Raw genomic sequence first — 21385 nt, 5'->3', positions numbered from 1 at the left:
GGGGGTAGAGGCGGCCAGTGGAAATGCGCAAGCATTTCCCGTCCACGGGACGTGGGGCCCGCGCGGCCCGAGCGCAGTACCCTCCTGTCGGACAGACGCGCGCCCCGCCTAAAGGAGCGATTCAGCTATTTCGGCGGCGAGCCGAATATAGATGAATCGCGCAGGCGCGAGGAAAAAGACACGGAATAAAGAATTGGGCTGAATTTGGTGCGGGTCGGAGCCAGCGGGGGCGCAACGAGCCCCGCGAAGTTGCAGGCCTACGCCAGGGGTGGCTTCGACCCGCGCGGCTCGAAGAACCGCAAGCATAAGAAAAAGAAGCAAGCCCGGGTTCTAAGTTCCCAATCGGTTTCGTCGAAAGCTCTCCTGCCCGTTTATTCCGAGAGGCAACGCAACTGAAGACCGTGAGCACGGCTGTCCGGGAGCTCGTAATAAGCCCACGACATATTGAAATTCAGACATATTCCCTGCATTCCGGTCGTTGACGAAGAATAGCTGTAACCGTGCTGTCCGACGCTGACCACCGCGCCCGAAAGACGGCTGCGGCAGCCCGGGGCGGCCCTCAGAACCGATCCAGCGCATCCACCACCTCCTCATCGATAAAATCGTATCCCCGCTCCATAAGCATTTCGAGATACTCATCGAAACTCTCCGCCAGCACCACCAGCTCGTCCGGATCGTGCAGGAACGAGACGATCTGTCCGCACCTCCCTCCCCTCGCCGGCGAGAAATCGACGAACAATTGCTCGCTCCCGCCCCCCGCCGCGAACCCGAGCCAGCAGACCTCCTTCCGCCGGTTCGTAATCTTCGGATCCACCTCTATCTCCCCCCTCGCCTTGCCTTCCAACCGATCCGTGATGTACCCGAACCCCTCCCTGCCGCCCTCGATCATCTGCTCCACCGAGTACAAATCATACTCCGCCCCCTCCTCCTCCGCCCCCAGCAGCGTGAAACAGCAATTCGCCACCCCCGCAAAAGTCTGATAGTACGTTCCGTTCACGAATTCGAGCAACTCCACCAACCCCTCCGGCACCTTCGGATACGCCTTTTTCAGCCGCTCGATCTCTTCGGGCGTCGCCCCGCGCCGGACCCGTTCGAACCGCTCCCACAACTCCGCCCCGTCGTGGTCGGCGAAAGCCTGCCTGAGTCCTTGCAGGTATTTTGTCGTCGTCGTAGCCATCCTTGCCCCTATTTTTTATAGAACGGCGGCCTCACCACCTGCGCCTTGATCCGTTTGCCCCGCACGACAATCGCGATCTCCGTTCCCGCCTTGGCGAAATCCGGTTTGACATACGCCAGCCCGACCCCCTTCTTCAGGCTCGGCGACTGCGTGCCTGACGTCACCACCCCGATCGGTTCTCCCGTCGGCGCCACCACCTCGTACCCGTGCCTCGGAATCCCCCGTTCCACCATTTCGAACCCCACCAGCTTACGCGCCACCCCATGCTCTTTCTGCGCCGCCAACAGCGTCCGGTCGATAAAATCCCCCTTCGAGTCCGCGAATTTGGTGATCCATCCCAGCCCCGCCTCGATCGGCGACGTCGTGTCGTCCAAGTCGTTGCCGTAGAGACAGAACCCCATCTCCAGCCGCAGCGTATCCCGCGCCCCCAGTCCGATATTTTTGAGCCCGAACTTCTCCCCCGCCTTCCACAGCGCCTCCCATAACTTCGGCGCATCCTCGTTCGCCACATAGATTTCGCATCCTCCCGCCCCCGTGTATCCCGTGATCGAAAGGATCGCATTCGGAATCCCCGCCACCGTCGTTTTGCAGAACGTATAGTACTCCATCGACTCCACCTCCCGATCCGGACACAACTCCTGCATCAGCTCCATCGCCCTCGGCCCCTGCACCGCCAGCTGCGCGATCTCGTCCGAAGCGTTATAGAGCTCCTTGCCCGGCGTCAGTCCGAATTTCGGCGCATGGCCGCACAGGAACTCCCAGTCCTTCGCCGTATTCGCCGCATTCACCACCAGCAGATAAGTCTCCGCATCGATCCGGTAGACCAGCAGATCGTCCACAATCCCCCCCCGTCCGTTCGGAAAACAGGAATACTGCACCTTCCCGTCATACAACGCCGCCACGTCGTTCGAAGTGACATATTGCAGGAACGGCAGCGCCTTCGGCCCCTTGACCCAGATTTCGCCCATGTGCGAAACATCGAACACCCCGACCCCCTCTCGCACCGTCGCGTGTTCGTCGTTGATACCCGAGAACTCGATCGGCATGTTGTACCCTGCGAATTCAGCCATTCGGGCTCCCGCCTGGATATGTTTTTCGGTAAAAGCAGTCGTTTTCATGCGTGATAGAAAATAGAAGAGTTGAAAATCTGTTTTTGGAATGCAGCCCGTGGCTCCGCCTCCGAGACAAAGTTAGAACTTCTGACCGAAAAACCGGCCTCTTCCGTCCGGTTTTCGGCCCTCGCGCCCGCAGGCGACAAAAAAGTTCGGGCGGCACATACATGCGCCGCCCGAACCCCCGAACCCGGGATCACCTTAATCGATCCGCAGGAAATCGCCCCGAAGGTCGAATTCCAGATCCGTCTTGTCCGACAGCTCGACCTCGTATTTGTCCGCATCGCGCTCGATCGAGACGACGAACTGACGGGGATAATGGTCAGCGACATAACGGGCGATCCGTTCCGGAAGCACAGAGGTCGGAACTGCGGTTCGCCCGCAATCCACCTGCGTCCATTCGCCCCGGTGGTCGAAATCGATCTCGCAACCGCCGGCCAGTTTCACATCGTATTCCCGGCCCTCCGCCTCGTTTTCGACCTTGATCTGATGAACGGTCAGCGTCGAAAAGTGTTTGCGCAGAAAGGCCTGCGCCTGAGTGGGCAGCGTGGTCGGATCGGTCGTGTAGACCGTTTTTTCGATCGCCGCAGCGTTTTTGTCGCTGGTCGCGACCGACTTCGGGCCCGCAAAAACAGTCGTGCCGAGGGCAGCGCCGAACAGCAGGGTGAAAAATAACTTTTTCATAGCTTATTATATTTTAATGATGGGATAAAAATTCAACGGGGTTATTTGCAAACTTCGTGCAAATAACCCCGTCGGTTCGAAATTTCGCCCCCGGACGTCAAAAACGCGCCCACCGACGAAAAGAAGAGACCCGTCAAGCCTCCTTGAGAATCTCCAGCGCCTTGTCCAGAATCGTCCGGTCGTCGAGCATCACGATTCCCCCGTCCGGCCCCTGTTCGATATGCAATCCCGAAGGATTCCCTTCGCCCGATTTGTAGTGCGTACCGCCGAAATAGTTGCGAACCGTGTCCACGTCAATCCCCAGTTCGTCCGCTATCCGCTGCATACTCCCGCTGGGCAGGCCGTCTTTGATCCGCCGCAGCTCGTTGAAAGTGATCGTATTCATAGGCGTGAGGTTTTAAATTCTCTATAAAGTAACGCAATTTTCCGGTGATTTCAAAATCGAAAGGCGGAAAATTGCGTCGCCGAGCGAAAAAACAGGCGAAACACCGAGTCTTATCGGTTCTGAATCAATCGGCGCAGCGTACCGGCCACCTGCGTGTTATCCATCCGGCCCCGGAAGCGTTCGGAACCGATGCCGAGGGCGAAGACGGGCACATACGTAGCCGAGTGGCTTCCGGTCGTCCAACCGGTTCCGGAACGACCGGCCAGCAGCTCGACAGCCCGTTCGGCACACCGTCCGGGCCCTTCGCCGTAAGTTTTTTCGAGATCGGCCCATTCCGTTTCGTTCAGAGCAACCGCCCCGCCGAATCCCATCTTCTCGCCCAGCAGCGCTTTGGCGGCAGCCCAGTCTTCCGTCCGGCCGAGAGCCTGTTTCAAAGCCCCTTTCGAGCATTGCTGGGCGTTCAGAAGGCCGAAATAGGTATCGTACCCCAAGTTGCGCCGCCCCAGCGCGAGTCCGCCCGTCTCGTGGTCGGCGGTGACGACGATGAGCGTCTCCTCGGGATGACGGAGGTAGAAATCCACCGCGACGCGGATCGCCTCGTCGAAGTCTTCCACCTCCCTCACCAGCGCAGCGGCATCGTTGTCATGGGCCGCCCAGTCGATCTGACCTCCCTCGACCATCAGGAAGAAACCCTCCCGCGCCCCTCCGTCGCGCATCAGGAAGTCGATGGAACGACGCGTGATGGCAGGCAGCGTGAGGTCTCCCGGCCGCCGGTCGATGGCGAGAGGGAGTTTCGACGGGTCGGCAGCAGTGTCCTGTACCAGCACGGCGCGTTTGCCTTTGAGTTTGCCCTCTCCCCGGGCGATGCTGTAACCGGCGTCGGCCAGGGCCTCGTAGACAGAGCGCTGGTCAGCCGCATCTGCCGGTGCGGCAGGCTTCAGAAAACCGGCCCCGGCATAGAGATCGAGCCCCGTCGCCGGAGCGTCCATCCCGATCTCGTGGTACATGCCGCGATCGGGCTGATGGCCGAAGAAGCTGGCGGGGGTGGCGTGGTCGATGCTGACCGAGGTGGCGACCCCGCTCCGCAAGCCCTGCTCTTTGGCCTCCACGGCCAGACTCTGCACCGGCCCCGTGTGGTCGGCGTTCATGCCGATCGTCCCGACCGACGTCTTTTGTCCGGAGGCGAGGGCAGTGCCCGCAGCCGCAGAGTCGGTCATCCGCCGGTTGGCGCACCAGGTAGTGGCGAATCCGACCGCGGGGAACCGGGTGAAGCCGAGTGCGCCGAAAGCCACGTCGTCCCCCTGTCGGGAAGCGAGACACGCCTCGGTCAGCGCGAGAGCGTTGTGGCCCATGCCGTCGCCGATAAAGTAGAAGATGTACTTGGGCCGGTCGCCGGCGCGGCTGACGAAGGTGCCGACGAGCAGAAAAAGGAGAAGGAGGGTCTTTTTCATGAAAAAAGTATAATTTGCAAGTGAAATACTGTCCAATAAATATGGAACTGAAAAACAAGTCCGTTCCCCAAAGCAGAAACGGACTTCAATTCAAGGTATCAAAAGACTACATCAAATCTTCAACACTTTGTTTTTTCTTTCCTTTCGCATCCCGTTTCGCTTCTTTAGCTGCCTGCTTGGTCAAAAAATCCGAGACGGCCGGATTTTTGGTATAAATCGTAAAATGATAGGTATTGTAAGATTCATCTTTTGTCTTGGCTATAGCTGCTGTACTGCTCGTGGTTGTCTGCACGCCGTTGACATAGAGAGTTAATTCCAAATTATAATCTTCGTAATTAAATTGTTGTTTAGTCAATTTTCCCGAAGAAGTCTCGATCAAATCGCAACCATTGTCGCGTGCCCAAGTCAGTAGTTGATGATAGGTCTCATCTTTATAAAAAAGAACGTCGACCCATGCTACGGTTTCATTTTCGCTTTGCTGAATCGTTATTTGATAATCGTCGGGATGAGGACGCACGTCGGCTGCGTGTCCGTTCAATGCATTCAATACGTTTGCCGTGGCATTCAATCCGTTGCTTTTGCGAAGCACGTATTGATTCCGATATTTATCATATTTGAATTTCCCTTCCTTAAGTTGCTCCTGGGTCAGAGAAAGCATTTTTTCATACGGCAAGGCGGTCTGTGCCTGAACAAAGCCGAACAATCCACATGAAAGCACAATGATGGCGAACAATTTTTTCATAACGAATTTACATTAAAGGTTCATGATCTCACAAACTTAACATCATTTACAGATAAAACCAAATCATATGTTTCAAATTATCAAGGGGTGCTTTCGTATAACACGAAAGCACCCCTTGAGTTTTTTCAAGAATTAAAATTCCCTATTTGGTCGGCTGCGGGCCGGCAGCTACCAGCGCCTTGCCTTCCGCATTGTCGGTGTATTTTTCGAAGTTCTTCACGAACCGCCCTGCGAGGTCTTCTGCCTTCCGGGTCCATTCCGCCGGATCGGTATAAGTGTCCCGCGGATCCAGAATCTTCGAATCTACCCCCGGCAAAGCCGTCGGCACCTTGAAGTTGAAGATCGGAATCATCTTGGTCTCTGCCTTATCGATCGAGCCGTCGAGGATGGCGTCGATAATCCCGCGCGTATCTTTGATCGAAATCCGCTTGCCGGTTCCGTTCCAACCCGTGTTGACCATATAGGCGGTCGCCCCCGAAGCCTTCATCCGCTTCACGAGCTCTTCGGCGTATTTGGTCGGGTGCAAGGTCAGGAAAGCCGCCCCGAAGCAAGCCGAGAAAGTCGGCGTCGGTTCGGTAATCCCCCGTTCCGTCCCCGCCAGTTTAGCGGTAAAGCCCGAGAGGAAGTAGTACTTGGTCTGTTCCGGCGTAAGGATCGACACCGGCGGCATCACCCCGAAAGCGTCTGCGGTCAGGAAGATCACCTTCTGCGCCGGCCCCGCCTTCGACACCGGTTTCACGATGTTTTCGATGTGGTAGATCGGATACGACACACGGGTATTTTCCGTCACCGACTTATCGTTGAAGTCGATCTTCCCGTTGGCATCCACCGTAACGTTTTCGAGCAGTGCATCCCGTTTGATCGCCTTGTAGATATCCGGTTCCGAATCCTTGTCCAGGTTGATCACCTTGGCATAGCAGCCGCCCTCGAAGTTGAAGACGCCGTTGTCGTCCCAACCGTGTTCGTCGTCCCCGATGAGTTCGCGCTTCGGATCGGTCGACAGCGTGGTTTTCCCCGTCCCCGAGAGTCCGAAGAAGATAGCCACGTCACCGTCTTTCCCCTTATTCGCCGAGCAGTGCATCGCAGCGATCCCGCGCAGCGGCAGGAGGTAGTTCATCATCGAGAAGATCCCCTTCTTCATCTCGCCGCCGTACCAGGTACCGCCGATGAGCTGCATCTTTTCGGTGAGGTTGAAAGCCACGAAGTTTTCCGAGTTCAAGCCCATCTCCTTCCAATTCGGGTTGGTGGTCTTCGAAGCGTTGAGCACCACGAAGTCCGGTTCCCCGTAGTTTTTGAGTTCCTCTTCGGTCGGCCGGATGAACATGTTCTTCACGAAATGCGCCTGCCAAGCCACCTCGACGATAAACCGCACCTTGAGTCTGGTGTCCGGATTGGCGCCGCAGAAAGTGTCCATCACATACAATTTCTTGCCGCTGAGTTCGTCTGTAGCGATCTTTTTCAGGTCGTTCCACACCGCCTGCGTGATAGGCTTGTTGTCGTTTTTGGCGAAATCCGACGTCCACCATACGGTGTTTTCGGTGGTAGCGTCCTTGACGATGTATTTATCTTTGGGCGAACGGCCGGTAAAGACGCCGGTCATCACGTTCACCGCTCCGAGTTCGGTGTCTACGCCTTTTTCGTAACCGGTCAGGCAGTTGCAGGTCTCAGCCTTGTAGAGTTCTTCGTAAGACGGGTTGTGGATGATCTCCTTCACGTCTTTGATGCCGTACTTGCTCAGGTCGATTGACATAACAGTATTGGTTTTTAATGGTTTATGTTTCTTCTGTGTATTCAGGTACACCGAGCGCGCTCCGGGCGGAGCGAACCTCGGCAGGACAAAGATACGAATATTTTTCTATTGTTATTCATTTCACAGTTCGGAGATGGATTTTTTCCTTCTAAACTTTTTCGTGTGGCCTGGATCGATGGTATTTTCCCGCCCCGGGCTATCGCGCTCGGGAGACGGGCGCGCTGTACGGCGTCGGCAACGAGGGTTCCGTCTGGTCGGCTTCAACTAACGGGGCGAACGGCGTCTATTTGCGCTTCGTGATGACTGCGGCTCACCCCGGCTACTCGAGCAGCCGTGCCCACGGCATTCAGTTGCGTTGCCTCTCGGAATAAACGGAGCAGATATAGTATTTGCCCATCGCGGGTACGTGGGGCCTCGCAGTTTTAGGCGGGCCAAAGCTCGATCGCGCGCGACAGCTGGAGAAGGAAATCATTCAAACGCGTGATTCGCGTTTGAATAAGATTTCCGCCAGCGCGCGGATGAAGGACGGGGGTAGAGGCTGCCAGTTGAAATGCGCAAGCATTTCCTGTCCACGGGACGTGGGGCCCGCGCGGCCCGAGCGCAGTACCCTCCTGTTGGCGAAGACGCGCGCCACGTCTAAAGAAGCGATTCAATCATTTTGGCGGTGAGCCGAAATAGAATGAATCGCGTAAGGCGCGCGAAAAAAAAACTGCGCGCGAAAAAAGGTCAACCCGTGCAAAACCCCGTCGCCCGCCCGCCTAAAGAGGGATTTCGCTCGTTTTGCGATGAGCAAAATCGAGATGAAATCCCAGCGGGCGACGGCAAACGCGGCGGAGCGTAAGCGGAGCCGCAGTGAGTCCGACACGGAGCGGAGAATTGGGCTTTGCTTTGAGCTGTGCTCTTGCGGCTCTACGAGCCGCGCGGGCCGAAGCCTCCCGCCGCGGAGGCCCGCAACTCGCGAAGCTCGTTTTAGGCCCCGCAGGCTTCAACCCGCTAAGGCAATTGCATTTTCGCAAGCTCGGTTGCGTTCCTGCTGGTGGCGATCCGCTTTAACCGAGAGCGAATAGCGCGATTCGCAGAATCGCCGTCCTCGGCGAGGGCGACGTCATAGCGGCGCGAGGGGGCGCCGAGGACGAATCCGACAGAAAAATGCTGTGCTTTTGCGGTTCGTAGAACCGCCGGGCCTGCGCGCTGGGCCTTTGGCCCACCCCCGGAGCGCGCAGCCCGAACCCAATAAAATGGAGAGCGGTGCGGGGGGCGGAGCTTTTGCGGATCGCGCGGCCCGCAACCCGCCGCTCCCGCGTCGAGAGTTGCTGTACCTCCCGGGCGTCCGCCCGCAAAATCAAATTGAAGTAGGGTAGAGGCTGCCCAAAACGCTCTGCCCCTCCTGTCTATTCCGAGAGGCAGCGCAACGGAAAACCGTGGGCGCGGTTGTTCGCGCCGATGGGATAGAGCCACGTCACGCCGAAACCCAAGAGCATGCCATTGGTACTGCTGATCATGGAAGCCCAGCTGTAACCGCCGTTGCCTACGCCGTTCAGCGCGCCATCCGCATGATAGCGGTAGCCCGGGGCGCACATTGGGCGTTTTATTGGCCGCCTCTACCCCCGTTTATTCCGAGAGGCAGCGCAACGGAAAAGCGTAGGCACGGAGATTCGCGTAGCCGGAGTAGAGCCCGTGTAAGTAGAAGTACATCGTCAAACTGCTGCCTTTAGTGGCAGATACAGACCAGCTGTTTCCATCATTTCCGACCCCCATCAGCGCGCCCAGCCTCCCGTTTTCTCCCGCGTCGCGGAAGCCCGGGGCGGGCCGCGTGATCCGCAAAATCTGAATAGAAAAGTGGGCCCAAGCCCGGGTTCTAAGTCCCCGATCGGTTCCGTCGAAAGCTTTCCGGCCCGTTTATTCCGAGAGGCAACGCAACTGAAAACCGTAGGCGCGATAATCCGATCCGTTGGAGAACAGCCAGGAAGGACTGAAACCCAGATTCGTGCCGTTGAACGCCCTGACAGCTGACTGCCACATATAACCGTTGCTGCCGATGTTCCACAGCGCCCCCGAATCGCGCCGGCGGCAGCCCGGGGCGGCGCCCGTGAGAGCGTATTGAAAAAATCCCCCGCGTTTTTTATTTTTGCACCCCATGGAAACCATAGACATAGGTCGATTACTGCGCGCCAAAAATCCGCGGTTGGCGCGATGGATCCCCCGCTTCGTCATCCGCGGCCTCGAGCGCCTCGTCCGCCTTCGTCGCATCAACCACGTCCTCTCGCACTACGGCGCCCAGTCCCCGATGGAGTTCATCCGCTCCACCCTGGAGTACATCGGCGTGACCTACACCGTCCACGGCGCCGACCGGATTCCGAAAGAGAGCCGCGTGCTTTTCGCCTCGAACCACCCCCTCGGCGGCCTCGACGGCCTGATGCTCGCCGAAGCCGTGAACCCCTACGTTCCCGGCGTCCGCGTGATCGTGAACGACCTCCTGATGCACCTCGAACCTCTGGCCCCGATCTTCGTTCCCGTCAACAAGTACGGCGCCCAGAGCGCCTCCTACGCCCGCCGCCTCGTCGAGATGTACGAAAGCGACGCCGCCGTCGTGACCTTTCCCGCCGGCCTCTGTTCGCGCCTGATCCACGGCCAGATCACCGATCCCCCCTGGAAACGGAACTTCGCCCAGAAAGCCTGGGAGAGCGGCCGGCTCGTGATCCCCGTCTACATCGACGGCCGGAACTCCATGTTCTTTTATCGCTTCGAACGGCTTCGCAAATGGCTCCGCATCCGGTTGAATCTGGGCACCGTTCTGCTGCCCAAAGAGATGTTCGACCAACACGGCAAACACCTCGACATCTATATCGGCGAACCGATCGAAATGACCCAGGAACACTCCGCCCGCGAGTGGGCCGAGCTCATCCGCCAGCGCGCCTACGCCCTTCGTCCCGGCGCGGAGCAGGCATAGGCCTTATTCCTCCTCCTCTTCCGCTTTGACCAGGACAACCCCCAGCTTCCAGTTTTTCTCTGCCAGTATCGCCGTATTTCCGACCGGCTCGTCATTCTCGTCGAGCCGGATTCCTCCCGGCTCCTCCTTGCTCCGCTCCGGCAGCGTGCCGTACAAACAGTTGACCGCCTCCGTCGAAAAGCGGTTCCCCATACAGTATACCTGAGTCAGCCCGTTGCACCCCGTCGCATCCAGCTCCGTCAGTTCATTGTCCGAGCAATCCAGCTCCTCCAAACGGTTGCTTCCCCTGACCTCTAATTTCGTCAGCCGGTTCCGCTGGCAAAGTAATGTGCGCAGGTCGTTGAAATTCTCGAACTTCAGCTCTGTCAGCAAGTTATCCTGGCACTCCAGTCCGTAAATCTCCCAACACCTTTTCAAATTCAACTCCGTCAGCCGGTTTCCGTTGCAATACAGCCATCTCAGCCCTCTGCAGAAATCGACTTCCAACCTCGTCAGCCGATTGTCCGAGCAAGTCAGGGAGCTCAGCCTTGTATTTTCGTTGCAATTCAGCGTCGTCAGCTGGTTTTTCGCGCACTCCAACGAAGATAAGTTCGGACACATCTCGACATTCACCTCCGTCAGCCTGTTTTTGTTACATTTCAGATACCACAACTCCGTATTCCGGCTTACGTCCAACTCCGTCAGCCGATTGTTCGAACAATCCAGCTCCTCCAGCAGCGTGCACGATCCAAGTTCCAGTCTCTCGATCCGGTTCGAGTGGCACCACAGAAGGGTCAACTCCGTATTGTTGTCCACCTCCAATCGAGACAGTCGGTTCTCTTGGCACTCCAGCTTTTTCAGTTTGCTGTTTTGGCTGATATTCAGCTCCTCCAACCGATTTCCGAAACACTCCAGCCCCTCCAGCTCCTTGTTTTGCGTGACGTCCAGCTCCGTCAGCTCATTGTTCCCGCAATCCAGTTCTTTCAGCTCCGTCAGTCCGCCGAACTTCAGCCGTGCTATCCGGTTGTTCGAGCAATTGAGGAACTCCAGCTCCGGACAACGCGATACGTCGAGCGTCGTCAGATATATGTTTTCCTTTATCCAATCCTGCGCGCATTTGAGCCAGATTAGACTTCCCCCCGTCTTTCCCACCATACTCACCCGATATCTTCCCGGCGCTTCGTATACATGTTCGACCACTTTTCGGTCTTTGATTTCCCGATCCTCCTCCATCGTCCTCGTCTGCCTCGGATCCAGCGACAGTGTATCCCGCACCGTACTATCTCCCCAGTCGATCTGCGCCTCGCCGACCCCCGCCAGCTCAATTCGGGTCACCTCTTCTTTGTCACCCTTGTATTCGATCGTGAACGCGACCTCCCACCCCTCCGTCTTTTCCGGTTCGATCGTTTTTTTGTTTTCGACCGTCGGCTGCGCCTTTTTGTTTCCGAACGAAAAACAGCCCCCCAGACAGAGGAGCGAGAGTCCGACCACCGGCCATTTGAGCCACATTTTTGTCATTGTTTTTGAAAAGTTAAAGGGAGGGCTCGCATTCCACGCTGCCGCCCATTTTGCAAAGATACCCTTTTTCGCCCTCGCGCGGACAAAGAGTTGGGCTGAGATGGTTAAGCGATACGCAGTATCGCTCCGTCCCGCCGGGGCGCCCGTTGGGCGTTTTGCTAGGGTTCTCTTTGCCTTATTAACCGGCCGCCGCCCGCGCAGGGCAGTTTTAGGCGTGACAAAGCTCGACCGCGCGCGATCGTTGAAGTAGGAAATCATTCAAACGCGTGGCTCGCGTTTGAATAAGACTTCCGCCAGCGCGCGGACAAAGAACGGAGTAGAGGCTGTTAGTGGAAATGCGTAAGCATTTCCGGTCCCACGGGACGTGTGGCCCGCTTGGCCGACGCGTTCGCGTCATGGCGCGCGGCCGTTATTACTTTCCCGTTGCTCGCGCGCCGCCGCCTAAAGAAGCGATTCAACTATTTCGGCGGCGAGCCGAATATAGATGAATCGCGCAGGCGCGCGCGAACAAAGTGGGGTAGAGGCTGCCCATTCCGAGTGCCGGGAGGCACCGCCCGCCCGGCGTAAGGGCAGTACCCTCCCGTAGCCAAAGACGCGCGCCACGCCTTAAAAGGGAAATCGTCAAAATGTGCTGGCACGTTTTGACAAGATTTCCCAAGGCGCGCGAAAAAACTTTACCCCACCCACGAAAAATCCTAGCGGGCGACGGAAATGCGGCGGAGCGTCAGCGGAGCCGCAGTGAGGCTGACACCGGGCGGAGAAATGGGCCGAGCTTTGGGCTGGATTTGGGGCAGAGCGAATAGCGTGATTCCGTGAGGAATCGCCGTCCTCGGCGAGAGCGACGCTTTAGCGGCGCGTGGGGGGCGCGCCGAGGACGAACTTCCGAGAATGGGGCGGTGGTGTGGCTGTGCTTTTGCGACCCGCAGGGTCGCGCAGTTCGCCGCCAGCGGCGTACTGCAACTCGTCGGAGCTCGTTGCATTCACCGCTGGCGGCAAACTGTTGTTGCGCCCAGCACGAATGAGGCTTCTGCGACCCAAAGGGTCGCGCGGGCCGGACGCCTCCCCTCGGGAGGCCCGCAACACGCCGCTCCGCGTCGAGAGTTGCTGTGCCTCCCGGGCGTCCGACCCACCGAGGTCAAAAAAATACCGAGATCAAAAAAGTAGGGTAGAGGCTGGCGGTTATTTGGGCCGAGGCGGCCAGTATTCGAGTGCCGAGCGGCACCGTTTATTCCGAGAGGCACCGCAACTGAAAACCGTGGGCGCGATAGTCCGAGAAGCTGGCGTTGAGGTACTGCGAATAGGAATTCAAGTCCAAGCCGTAGATGCTGCTCGTGACGGAAGACCAGCTGAACCCTCCGTCACCGCCGTCCACCGGTAAGCCCGAGTGTGCGTTGCGGCAGCCCGGGGCGGGCCGCTCGGCACTCGAACCGGGCCCCGTTACGCTAAATTACTCCCCGTAAACACACGACCTGTTTATTCCGAGAGGCAGCGCAACTGGAAACCGAGCGCACGATTATTCGCATAACAAGGATTCAAGTGCGCCCCGCTGAAACTCAGATAGAGTCCATCTCCCCCGCTCACCGACGACGAATAACCGAAGCCGTGACTTCCCGCGCCATCCCCTTCTCCCGTATAGTGATTGCGGTAGCCCGGGGCGAGCGCCGCGCCTCCCCTCCCGCAGGAAAAACGCCCCTCCCGCGCGGAATCCCGAGAAAACTCCCTATCTTTGCCCTGTTTTTTTTGAGACTGTTCGGATAATTCGATGGCTGGAAAAGTCAGGATGGTTTCAGCGTGTCGGCCCTTCGGTATTCCCGCGCACTGAACCCCAGTGGAGCTACGGACGCCCGGCCTTCGGAACGAGCCGCACCCCATTTGTGCAGCCCACTAAACATCGAAACAGTCTATGAGCTTAGAAGCATTCAAAGAGCTCGGTCTCTCCGACCGTACGCTCGACGCCTTGGCGGCCAAAGGGTTCGAAACCCCGTCGCCCATCCAGCGGCTCACCATTCCCGTGATGCTGCAAAACCGCAACGACATCATCGCCCAAGCCCAGACCGGAACCGGCAAAACCGCCGCCTTCGGCCTACCCATCGTCGAGCTGCTCGAACCCCGGGCCAAACAAGTGCAAGCCTTGATTCTCGCCCCCACCCGCGAACTCGCCATCCAGGTGAACGACGAAATCCAATCCTTCCGCAAAGGCGACCTGCGCGTCACCCCCATCTACGGCGGCGCCGCCATGAACGAACAACTGCGCCGACTTCGTGCCGGCGTCGACATCGTCGTTGGGACCCCCGGCCGCATCCTCGACCACCTTCGCCGCGGGACCCTCGACCTCTCCTCCCTTCGGTGGCTCGTGCTCGACGAAGCCGACGAAATGCTCAACATGGGCTTTATCGACGACGTCGACGAAATCCTGAGCTACGCCCCCGACGAGCGTCGCATCTTCCTCTTCTCCGCCACCATGCCCGACCGGATCGCCGGACTGTCGCGGAAATACATGCGCGACATCGAAGTGCTCCGCGTCGAGAACAAACAAGTCACCGCCGACCTCACCGACCAGATCTACTTCGAAGTCCGCGAGAGCGACAAATTCGACGCCCTGACCCGGATCATCGACGTCGAGAACGACTTCTACGGCATCGTTTTTTGCCGCACGAAAGTCGCCGTCGACCAACTCGTCAACAATCTCCTGGAACGCGGCTATGCCGCCGAAGGGCTTCACGGCGACGTCTCCCAGTCCCAGCGCGAAAAGATCCTCCGTAAATTCAAGAAACGCCACTCCAACATACTGGTCGCCACCGACGTCGCCGCCCGCGGGATCGACGTCTCGAACCTGACCCACGTCATCAACTACTCCCTGCCTCAGGATCCCGAATCCTACGTCCACCGGATCGGTCGCACCGGCCGTGCCGGGAACGAAGGAACCGCCATCACCTTCATCTCTCCCGCCGAGAACCGGCAATTCATGTTCCTGCAACGCCAGGTCAAAGCCGAAATCCGGAAAGAGACCTTGCCCACCGGGCATGATATCGTCGAGATGAAGAAGCTGAAAATCAAGGACGAACTGGCCGAGATCGTCGAAAACGAGACCTACGCCGACTACGACGAGATCGCCCGGGAGCTCCTGGCCGAGCTCGATCCGGAAGTCGCCCTCGCCGCCCTGATGCGCCTGGCCTTCAAGAACGAGCTGGACGAGAGCAACTATCCCGAGATCCGTCGGATCGACGTGAACCGTCGCGGCACCTCGCGGCTCTTTATCGGCCTGGGTAAGAGCTCCGGTTATCGGCCCAAGCTGATCGTCGAGCTGCTGGCCCGCGAGTGCGGCATCCCCCAGCAGAAGATCGACGACGTGAAATGTATGGACGACTTTTCGTTCGCGACGATTCCGTTCCAGGACGCCGAAGCCGCGATGAAGAAGCTCAACTCGCTTCGGGAGCTCGCCCAAGACGACCGTCCGCTGGCCAAGTTAGCCAAAGAGTCCGAGAAGCAGAGCGACCGCAACCCGAACGGCGTTCGGGACAACGGTCGGAACTATCGTCGCGGGCCTCGCGACTCCTATCAGCGTCGCGGCGGTTCTCAGGACTACTCCAAGCGTCGCGACCACACCCGTCGGAAATACTGATTCGGGTTCTCTCGCAACTTGGATAAGAGGCCGCATATTAGTTTGGTTCCGCCAACAGTTTGAGGATGCGCATCATCCGTCTAAAGCCGCGCGAACAGAGAACGGGGGTAGAGGCTGCCATTAAAACACCCGAAGGGTGCGCCCGCCTGGCGTAAGGATAGTCCCCCAGTAGGACAAACGCGCGCCCTGCCTTAGGAGGGAAATTGTCAAAATGCGCTTGCGCGTTTTGGCAAGATTTTCAAAGTGCGCGAAGAGAGAACGGAACAAAGAGTTGGTCTGAGACTGCCGCAGCAAAACGAAGTTTTGCCCGTCCACGGGACGTGGGGCCCGCGCGGCCCGAGCGCAGTACCCTCAAACTAAAACGCGCGCCGCCGCCTAAAGAAGCGATTCAACTATTTCGGCGATAGCCGAATATAGATGAATCGCGCAAGGCGCGCGAAAAAGCGGCGGAGCGAAAGCGGAGCCGCAGTGAGGCGGATACGGGGCCGAGAATTGGGTCGAGCTTTGGGCTGAACTGTTGGCTGAGCTTCTGCGGCTCGTAGAGCCGCGCAGTCCGCCGCCACCCCACGCGGCGGACTGCAACTCGTCGGGGCTCGTTGCACTCCCCGCTGGCGGCGAATTGCTATAGGCTAAGAGCGAATAGCGCGATTCCGGACGGAATCGCCGTCCTCGGAGCGCAGCGAACGCCGAAGGCGGGCGCCGGGGGGTGCGCCCGAGGACGAATGGGCGGAGGGTTGGGCTAAACTTTTGGACGGTATTTGTGAGACCTTTAGGTCGCCGGCCTCGTCGCCCAGCGGCTTTGCCGCTCGGGGGGGCGACAGGCCCAGCCCGATAGAATCGGAGCGAACGGTTGACCCAACTTTTGCGACCCTAAAGGGTCGCGCGGGCCGAAGCCTCCGGCCGCGGAGGCCCGCAACTGACGTTGTAGTGGGCCCCGCAGGCTTCGACCGTTTGAACTGAGAACGAGGATGCCATAGGCGGGTGCCGGGGGCACGCCAAGGACGAACCCGATAGGTTGGGTTGAACTTTTGCAGGGTCGCTGGGCTTGCAGCGGGCGAAGCCTGTGTTGCTTTGGGTAGAGGCTGTCAGCAAAAGACGCTGTGCGTCCCTCCGCTGCGGGAGGCTTCGGCTCGCGCGGCTCTGCGAGCCGAAGGAGGCATTTCCAAAATAATTAAAACGCAACACTCCCCCGTTTATTCCGAGAGGCAACGCAACTGAAAACCGTAGGCACGGTTGCTCGCATGGTTGGGAACGAGCCACGGTATGTGGAAATTCAAATTCATGCCATCGGCATTGCTGACCGTCGCAGACCAGCTGTAACCGTCGCGGCCAACGTACATCAGATCGCCCAAACCCCCAAAGTCCCCCCCGTCGCGGAAGCCCGGGGCGGGCCGAGACAGTCAGAAAAAGTCACAGTTATTCACCCCGTAGAGAGTAAGAAACCATGACCCCCGTGCTCGAATGCGTGCCCAACTTCAGCGAAGGGCGCGACGAAAAGACCATCCAAGCCATCGTCCAGTCCGCCGGGAGCGTGCCCGGCGCCTATGTATTGCACGTCGACAGCGGCATCGCCGCCAACCGCACCGTCGTGACCTTCGCCGGCGCCCCCGAAGCAGTCGTCGAAGCCGCCTTCCGCGCCGTGCGCACCGCCGCCGAGCAGATCGATATGCGGCACCAGCATGGCGAACACCCTCGTATCGGCGCCACCGACGTGCTGCCCCTGGTCCCCGTTCGCGGGATCGACCTGGAGACCGCCGCCCGTCTCGCCCGGCAGCTCGCCGAGCGGGTAGGGCAGGAGCTCCGTATACCCGTCTATTGTTATGAATCCGCCGCCGCCTCGCCCGAACGCAAAAGCCTCGAAGCCTGCCGCCGCGGCCAGTACGAAGGATTGCGCGAGAAGATGTCCGACCCCCGGTGGAAACCCGACTACGGCCCACAGGAGTGGAGCGACACCGTCGCCCGCACCGGCGCCAGCGTCATCGGCGCCCGGGATTTTCTGGGCGCCGTCAACTTCAACCTCGCTCCCTCCGGCGACCCAGTGAAAGATATAGCCGCCGCCAAAGCCATCGCCCGCGAGATCCGGGCAGCCACCCGCGGCCCCTGGTCGCTGCCCGGCGTGAAAGCCATCGGGTGGTGGATCGAAGAGTACGGAATGGCCCAAGTCTCCACCAACCTGACCGACCTGCACGCCACCGGATTGGGCGCCGCCTATGATGCCGTCTCCGCCGCCGCCCTCCGCCACCGCGCCCGAGTGGTCGGCACCGAAGTGATCGGCCTGCTGCCCGAATGGGTCGTGGCCGACGTCGACACGGAACGTCTGGGCCTCGACAGCCTCCGCCCCTTCGGTCGCCCCTTCGACCCCGACCGGAAGATCATCGAACGCCTACTCCCGCACTAACGTCTCCCAGAGCAGATCCTTCAGCTCCCGGATATGCAGCCCCGCCACCGACGAGATAAAGAGATACGGCACCCCCCGCAACGCCTCCGCCCCCTCTATTTCCGCCCGGAGCCCCTCCGTCAGCTCCTCGTCCAGCATATCGCACTTCGTGACCGCCAGCAGCCGCCGTTTGTCCAGCATCTCCGGATTGTACAACCTCAGCTCCTCCAGCAAAATCCCGTACTCCTTCACAATATCCTTCGCATCCGCCGGCACCATGAACAACAGCACCGAATTGCGTTCGATATGGCGCAGGAACCGCGTCCCAATCCCCCTTCCCTCGTGCGCCCCCTCGATGATCCCCGGGATATCCGCCATCACGAACGAATGTCCGTCCCTCACCTCCACAATCCCCAGATTCGGCTCCAGCGTCGTGAACGCATAATCCGCGATTTTCGGTTTCGCCGCCGACACCACCGACAGCAGCGTCGACTTCCCCGCATTCGGAAACCCTACCAGCCCCACATCCGCCAACACCTTCAGCTCCAGCACGAACCACCCCTCCTGCATCGGCTCCCCCGGCTGGGCATACCGTGGCGCCTGATTCGTCGCCGTCCGGAAGTGCCAGTTTCCCAGCCCCCCGCGTCCCCCCCGCACCAGAATCACCTCCTGCCCCTCCTCCGTCACCTCCGCCACCACCTCGCCCGTCTCCGCATCCTTCGCCACCGTCCCCAGCGGCACCTCGAGCACGATATCCCGCCCGTTCCGCCCGTGACTCTTCGCCCCGTGCCCCCCCTCTCCGTTCTCCGCCATCTGGTGACGCTGGTATTTGAGGTGGATCAACGTCCAGTACTGGCTGTTCCCGCGCAGAATCACATGTCCGCCCCGTCCCCCGTCCCCTCCGTCCGGCCCCCCGAACTCGACGAACTTTTCGCGTCGGAAGTGGCTCGAACCCGGCCCCCCGTTACCCGAGCGCGCGTAAATCTTGACATAATCGACGAAATTGGAAGAAGCCATAAGATAATCGGTATTTTTTTGAAGAGAGCGGCAAACCCCGTGCCGCCGCCCGAGACAAAAATACACTTTTTCGCCGATTCCCCACGATTCGTCCCCCGCAGCTCTTGTCCGAACCGGAAAAGTTCCCTATCTTTGCCCGCGATAGGACAATGCCGATGTAGCTCAGTTGGCCAGAGCAGCTGATTTGTAATCAGCTGGTCGGGGGTTCGAATCCCTCCATCGGCTCCGCGTTTTGACGACCCGGGCGCTTTTCCCTGATGGGAAAAGCGCCCGGGTCGTTTCTTTTCAGCCGGCCTCTTATCGCTCGTTCCGTGCCACGTAGCGGTATACCGCCTCCGACACCTCTGCGATGATCCGCTCTGTCTCCTCCGCCGACACCTTCGAATCCCGTACAAACACCGCGATCGAATAGCGCTGCCCGTCCGGCAACTCCACGAACCCCACATCGTTTATTCCGATCCATTCTCCTTTCGGATTCCGGTCGCTCGTCCCCGTTTTGTGACCGATCACCGCCCCCGTCCCCGCCAACGGTTTCGCCAGCCGATTCCCTCCCGTGCGACATTCGATCATCGTCCGTCGGATAAAAGCGCGGCAGCTGTCCGAGACGATCTGCCGCGTCAGGAACCGCTCCATCAGCTCCACCGCCGCCAGCGGCGTCGTCCAATTCCGGTAGCACGCCGTCGGGTCGGCATGCATTTCCGCCTCCGTCGCCCCGATGGCGCAATCCCCGATGCCCAGCGACCGGACAAACCGCTCCGTCTCCGTCGGCCCTCCCGCCCGGTCGAACAGAATGTCGCACGCATTGTTGTCGCTCAGTTGCAGCGTATAGACCAGCAGCTCGCCCACCGACAGCTCGATTTCCCCCTCCGGGAAGCGATCTCTCAACGGGCTGTACGTATCGGGCAGCAGCGCCTCGCGCCCGATCGGAATCCGCCTCGCGAGCGACAATCCCTGTCTGTCGAGGTAATGAGCCACCGCCAGCGCCTGATGGAATTTGACGACGCTCATCATCGGATATCGCGCCTCGTTTCCGACCGTCACCGTGTCCCGCCCGTTGATCACCACCGCAATGCCGACCCGTGCCCGCTTGTCTGCCGTCACGTTTCTCAGCGTTTTCTCCAATTCGGCTCCTGCGACCGCTCCTCCGAGCAGCAACAGGATGAAAAACAATATCCGTTTCATACTTGTTAAAAAATCGATTTCTTGTACCCCGTTTTTGGCTACAGGAGGGTACTGTTCTTTTTCACTTCGCTGCGCTCGTTTTCCTCCTCGCCGCTCGGCAATTTGCAAATTGCGTTTGCATTGCTCTCGCTGGCAGCGTCGGTTGTGAACAAAAAGAACCAAAAAAACTTTAGACGGATGCTGACGCATCCTCAAGCTGCCGGTCGCCCAAATCTCGGTTTGTTCGTTGGGCTGTGGTTTTCCGGCGCGGGCGCATTAGGGTAATACTCGCATTATATGCGCCCCGCCGAGAAAACCCAGCCCGACAGATTCACGAAGACTGAGGACTGCGGAGCCTAAGGAGTAGCGTAGCTATCACGAAAGTTCTTTGCGCCGCTTTCTTACAAGAAAGCGGCAGTTCCATGCGGATCAAAGAAGGCACAAAGAATAGCATACGAGAAATTAATTTTTTGCTCCCCATTTGGGTTTGATGCCGATGAAGATTTCGAAATTGATCCCCGGCATCGGCCTTGCCAGCACCGATAGATACTCCTCGTCGAAGAGATTCCGTATCGTCCCCTTCAGCTCCAGCTCCGCCCACCGGAGCGAGATCCCCTTTCCCAGCGTCACATTGTTCATGTAGTACGCCGGGAGCCTCCCCGTGAGCGTCAACTCATTGCTCGACATCGTGAACCGTTCGCTGTACCAGCACCACTGGTACGCCATCGACCACCCCCGCCAGGATATTTCCCCCGTCGCATTCGCCGCGAACTCCGGCACGTATGGGAGCTGTTTTCCCACCGACCGATCTCCCGGCCCCATCGGCTCCCCTTGGTTGATCGACGGCGTCCACGCGAACGACCCCCTGAGCTCCAGTTTCCAACCCCTCGCCAGCCATCCCCTGAGCTCCCCCTCCGCCTCCACCCCGTAGGCATGCACCCGGCGGATGTTCCTCGGCGAGAAGAACCCCTTGACCGTCGGCAGCCAGATGATCCAGTCCTCGATCCTCGAATCGAACCACGTCGCCGACCCCGCGAACCTCCATCCCTCCTCCCGTCCCACCCCGAACCTCAGCCCCGCATCATACGTCCACCCCTTCTCCTTGCGCAGCTCCGGATTTCCCCCCGGCATGAAATAGAGGTCGTTGAGCGTCGGGAACCTGAAATTCCTCGACACCGACGCCTTCGCCGTCACCTCCCCCCGTTCCGACACCACCCCCTCCACGAACAACGCCGGAATCGGCGGCGCCCACTCCGTTCCGCACATCTCCCCCCTCAGCGTCGCCCCCATCCCGAACCGCTTCGTCGGCCGCCACTTGACCGCCGCCACCCCCGCCAGCTCGATCCTTGCCCGGTCGTACCCCACCGTCGCCCGCTCCCCCTCCTGCGTGACGATATTTTTGTCCGCACTCTCCACCCAGTGCTGATGCGCCGAGAGATCGAGCGCGAACAGCCATTTCC

Annotated in this window: 21 protein-coding genes and 1 tRNA gene; 6 read left to right on the top strand and 16 right to left on the bottom strand. The window is 59.2% G+C overall.

Annotation, left to right across the window (positions count from 1 at the left end; translation table 11 throughout):
* Positions 1-559: 559 nt before the first annotated feature.
* The 7 genes from Q9S52_RS05825 to pckA form a co-directional block, all read right to left on the bottom strand.
* Positions 560-1177, bottom strand: coding sequence for an SMI1/KNR4 family protein (locus tag Q9S52_RS05825; protein ID WP_304708465.1), 618 nt, complete (start codon positions 1175-1177; stop codon positions 560-562).
* Between the two features lie 8 nt (positions 1178-1185).
* Entirely contained in the window at positions 1186-2295 is a 1110-nt protein-coding gene (gene gcvT / locus Q9S52_RS05820) for a glycine cleavage system aminomethyltransferase GcvT (protein ID WP_304708464.1), read from the bottom strand.
* Positions 2296-2490: 195 nt separating this feature from the next.
* Positions 2491-2973 carry a PepSY-like domain-containing protein gene (locus tag Q9S52_RS05815; protein ID WP_297623501.1) on the bottom strand — a complete coding sequence of 161 codons (483 nt, stop codon included), beginning with the start codon at positions 2971-2973 and terminating at the stop codon, positions 2491-2493.
* A 133-nt stretch (positions 2974-3106) separates the two neighbouring features.
* On the bottom strand, positions 3107-3358 hold the full coding sequence (locus Q9S52_RS05810) for a DNA-binding protein (protein ID WP_294593820.1): 252 nt from the start codon (positions 3356-3358) through the stop codon (positions 3107-3109).
* A gap of 110 nt (positions 3359-3468) precedes the next feature.
* Positions 3469-4809, bottom strand: a complete 1341-nt coding sequence (locus Q9S52_RS05805; protein ID WP_304708463.1) for an alkaline phosphatase — start codon at positions 4807-4809, stop codon at positions 3469-3471.
* Positions 4810-4915: 106 nt separating this feature from the next.
* The gene (locus Q9S52_RS05800) at positions 4916-5551 is read right to left on the bottom strand and encodes a hypothetical protein (protein ID WP_300728088.1); all 636 of its coding nucleotides are present in this window, start codon (positions 5549-5551) and stop codon (positions 4916-4918) included.
* Between the two features lie 142 nt (positions 5552-5693).
* A complete protein-coding gene (gene pckA / locus Q9S52_RS05795; protein ID WP_300728085.1) occupies positions 5694-7301 on the bottom strand; it encodes a phosphoenolpyruvate carboxykinase (ATP) in 1608 nt (535 codons plus the stop codon).
* Positions 7302-7980: 679 nt separating this feature from the next.
* On the opposite strand from pckA, the gene Q9S52_RS05790 reads away from it, so the two are divergent.
* Positions 7981-8142 (top strand): hypothetical protein, encoded by a 162-nt coding sequence (locus Q9S52_RS05790; RefSeq protein ID WP_304708462.1) that lies wholly within the window; start codon positions 7981-7983, stop codon positions 8140-8142.
* Between the two features lie 550 nt (positions 8143-8692).
* Here the strand turns inward: Q9S52_RS05790 and Q9S52_RS05785 are convergent.
* The 3 genes from Q9S52_RS05785 to Q9S52_RS05775 all read right to left on the bottom strand — a co-directional run bounded on the left by Q9S52_RS05785 (position 8693) and on the right by Q9S52_RS05775 (position 9323).
* A complete protein-coding gene (locus Q9S52_RS05785) occupies positions 8693-8881 on the bottom strand; it encodes a hypothetical protein (RefSeq protein WP_304708461.1) in 189 nt (62 codons plus the stop codon).
* Positions 8882-8912: 31 nt separating this feature from the next.
* A complete protein-coding gene (locus Q9S52_RS05780; RefSeq protein ID WP_304708460.1) occupies positions 8913-9125 on the bottom strand; it encodes a hypothetical protein in 213 nt (70 codons plus the stop codon).
* A gap of 75 nt (positions 9126-9200) precedes the next feature.
* On the bottom strand, positions 9201-9323 hold the full coding sequence (locus Q9S52_RS05775; RefSeq protein WP_297624142.1) for a hypothetical protein: 123 nt from the start codon (positions 9321-9323) through the stop codon (positions 9201-9203).
* 115 nt (positions 9324-9438) lie between these two features.
* On the opposite strand from Q9S52_RS05775, the gene Q9S52_RS05770 reads away from it, so the two are divergent.
* A complete protein-coding gene (locus Q9S52_RS05770; RefSeq protein WP_297623482.1) occupies positions 9439-10251 on the top strand; it encodes a 1-acyl-sn-glycerol-3-phosphate acyltransferase in 813 nt (270 codons plus the stop codon).
* A gap of 3 nt (positions 10252-10254) precedes the next feature.
* Here the strand turns inward: Q9S52_RS05770 and Q9S52_RS05765 are convergent, their stop codons facing one another.
* Together Q9S52_RS05765 and Q9S52_RS05760 are read right to left on the bottom strand one after the other, a co-directional pair.
* Positions 10255-11739, bottom strand: a complete 1485-nt coding sequence (locus tag Q9S52_RS05765; protein WP_304708459.1) for a leucine-rich repeat domain-containing protein — start codon at positions 11737-11739, stop codon at positions 10255-10257.
* Between the two features lie 1234 nt (positions 11740-12973).
* Positions 12974-13120, bottom strand: coding sequence for a hypothetical protein (locus Q9S52_RS05760; RefSeq protein ID WP_294594880.1), 147 nt, complete (start codon positions 13118-13120; stop codon positions 12974-12976).
* 531 nt (positions 13121-13651) lie between these two features.
* Here Q9S52_RS05760 and Q9S52_RS05755 point away from each other — a divergent pair.
* Positions 13652-15370 (top strand): DEAD/DEAH box helicase, encoded by a 1719-nt coding sequence (locus tag Q9S52_RS05755; RefSeq protein ID WP_304708458.1) that lies wholly within the window; start codon positions 13652-13654, stop codon positions 15368-15370.
* A 1193-nt stretch (positions 15371-16563) separates the two neighbouring features.
* On the opposite strand, the gene Q9S52_RS05750 is transcribed toward Q9S52_RS05755, so the two are convergent.
* On the bottom strand, positions 16564-16710 hold the full coding sequence (locus tag Q9S52_RS05750; RefSeq protein WP_297831412.1) for a hypothetical protein: 147 nt from the start codon (positions 16708-16710) through the stop codon (positions 16564-16566).
* Positions 16711-16814: 104 nt separating this feature from the next.
* Between Q9S52_RS05750 and ftcD the strand changes: the two genes are divergently transcribed.
* Positions 16815-17768 (top strand): glutamate formimidoyltransferase, encoded by a 954-nt coding sequence (gene ftcD, locus Q9S52_RS05745; protein ID WP_300729413.1) that lies wholly within the window; start codon positions 16815-16817, stop codon positions 17766-17768.
* Here ftcD and obgE read toward each other — a convergent pair.
* The gene (obgE, locus tag Q9S52_RS05740; protein WP_304708457.1) at positions 17754-18764 is read right to left on the bottom strand and encodes a GTPase ObgE; all 1011 of its coding nucleotides are present in this window, start codon (positions 18762-18764) and stop codon (positions 17754-17756) included. The genes ftcD and obgE overlap by 15 nt on opposite strands.
* A 151-nt stretch (positions 18765-18915) precedes the next feature.
* On the opposite strand from obgE, the gene Q9S52_RS05735 reads away from it, so the two are divergent.
* A tRNA-Thr gene (locus Q9S52_RS05735) sits at positions 18916-18989 on the top strand.
* Between the two features lie 72 nt (positions 18990-19061).
* On the opposite strand, the gene bla is transcribed toward Q9S52_RS05735, so the two are convergent.
* A complete protein-coding gene (bla, locus tag Q9S52_RS05730; protein ID WP_294594683.1) occupies positions 19062-19946 on the bottom strand; it encodes a class A beta-lactamase, subclass A2 in 885 nt (294 codons plus the stop codon).
* Positions 19947-19967: 21 nt separating this feature from the next.
* Between bla and Q9S52_RS05725 the strand changes: the two genes are divergently transcribed.
* The gene (locus Q9S52_RS05725; protein WP_304708456.1) at positions 19968-20210 is read left to right on the top strand and encodes a hypothetical protein; all 243 of its coding nucleotides are present in this window, start codon (positions 19968-19970) and stop codon (positions 20208-20210) included.
* A gap of 177 nt (positions 20211-20387) precedes the next feature.
* On the opposite strand, the gene Q9S52_RS05720 is transcribed toward Q9S52_RS05725, so the two are convergent.
* Positions 20388-21385: TonB-dependent receptor (locus tag Q9S52_RS05720; RefSeq protein ID WP_304708455.1), on the bottom strand; the 998-nt coding region annotated here is incomplete at its 5' end.

Source organism: uncultured Rikenella sp. (assembly GCF_948810725.1).
Taxonomy (GTDB): Bacteria; Bacteroidota; Bacteroidia; order Bacteroidales; family Rikenellaceae; genus Rikenella.
The sequence above is the reverse complement of the archived record's forward strand: the minus strand, read 5'-3'. Positions and strand labels throughout refer to the sequence as shown.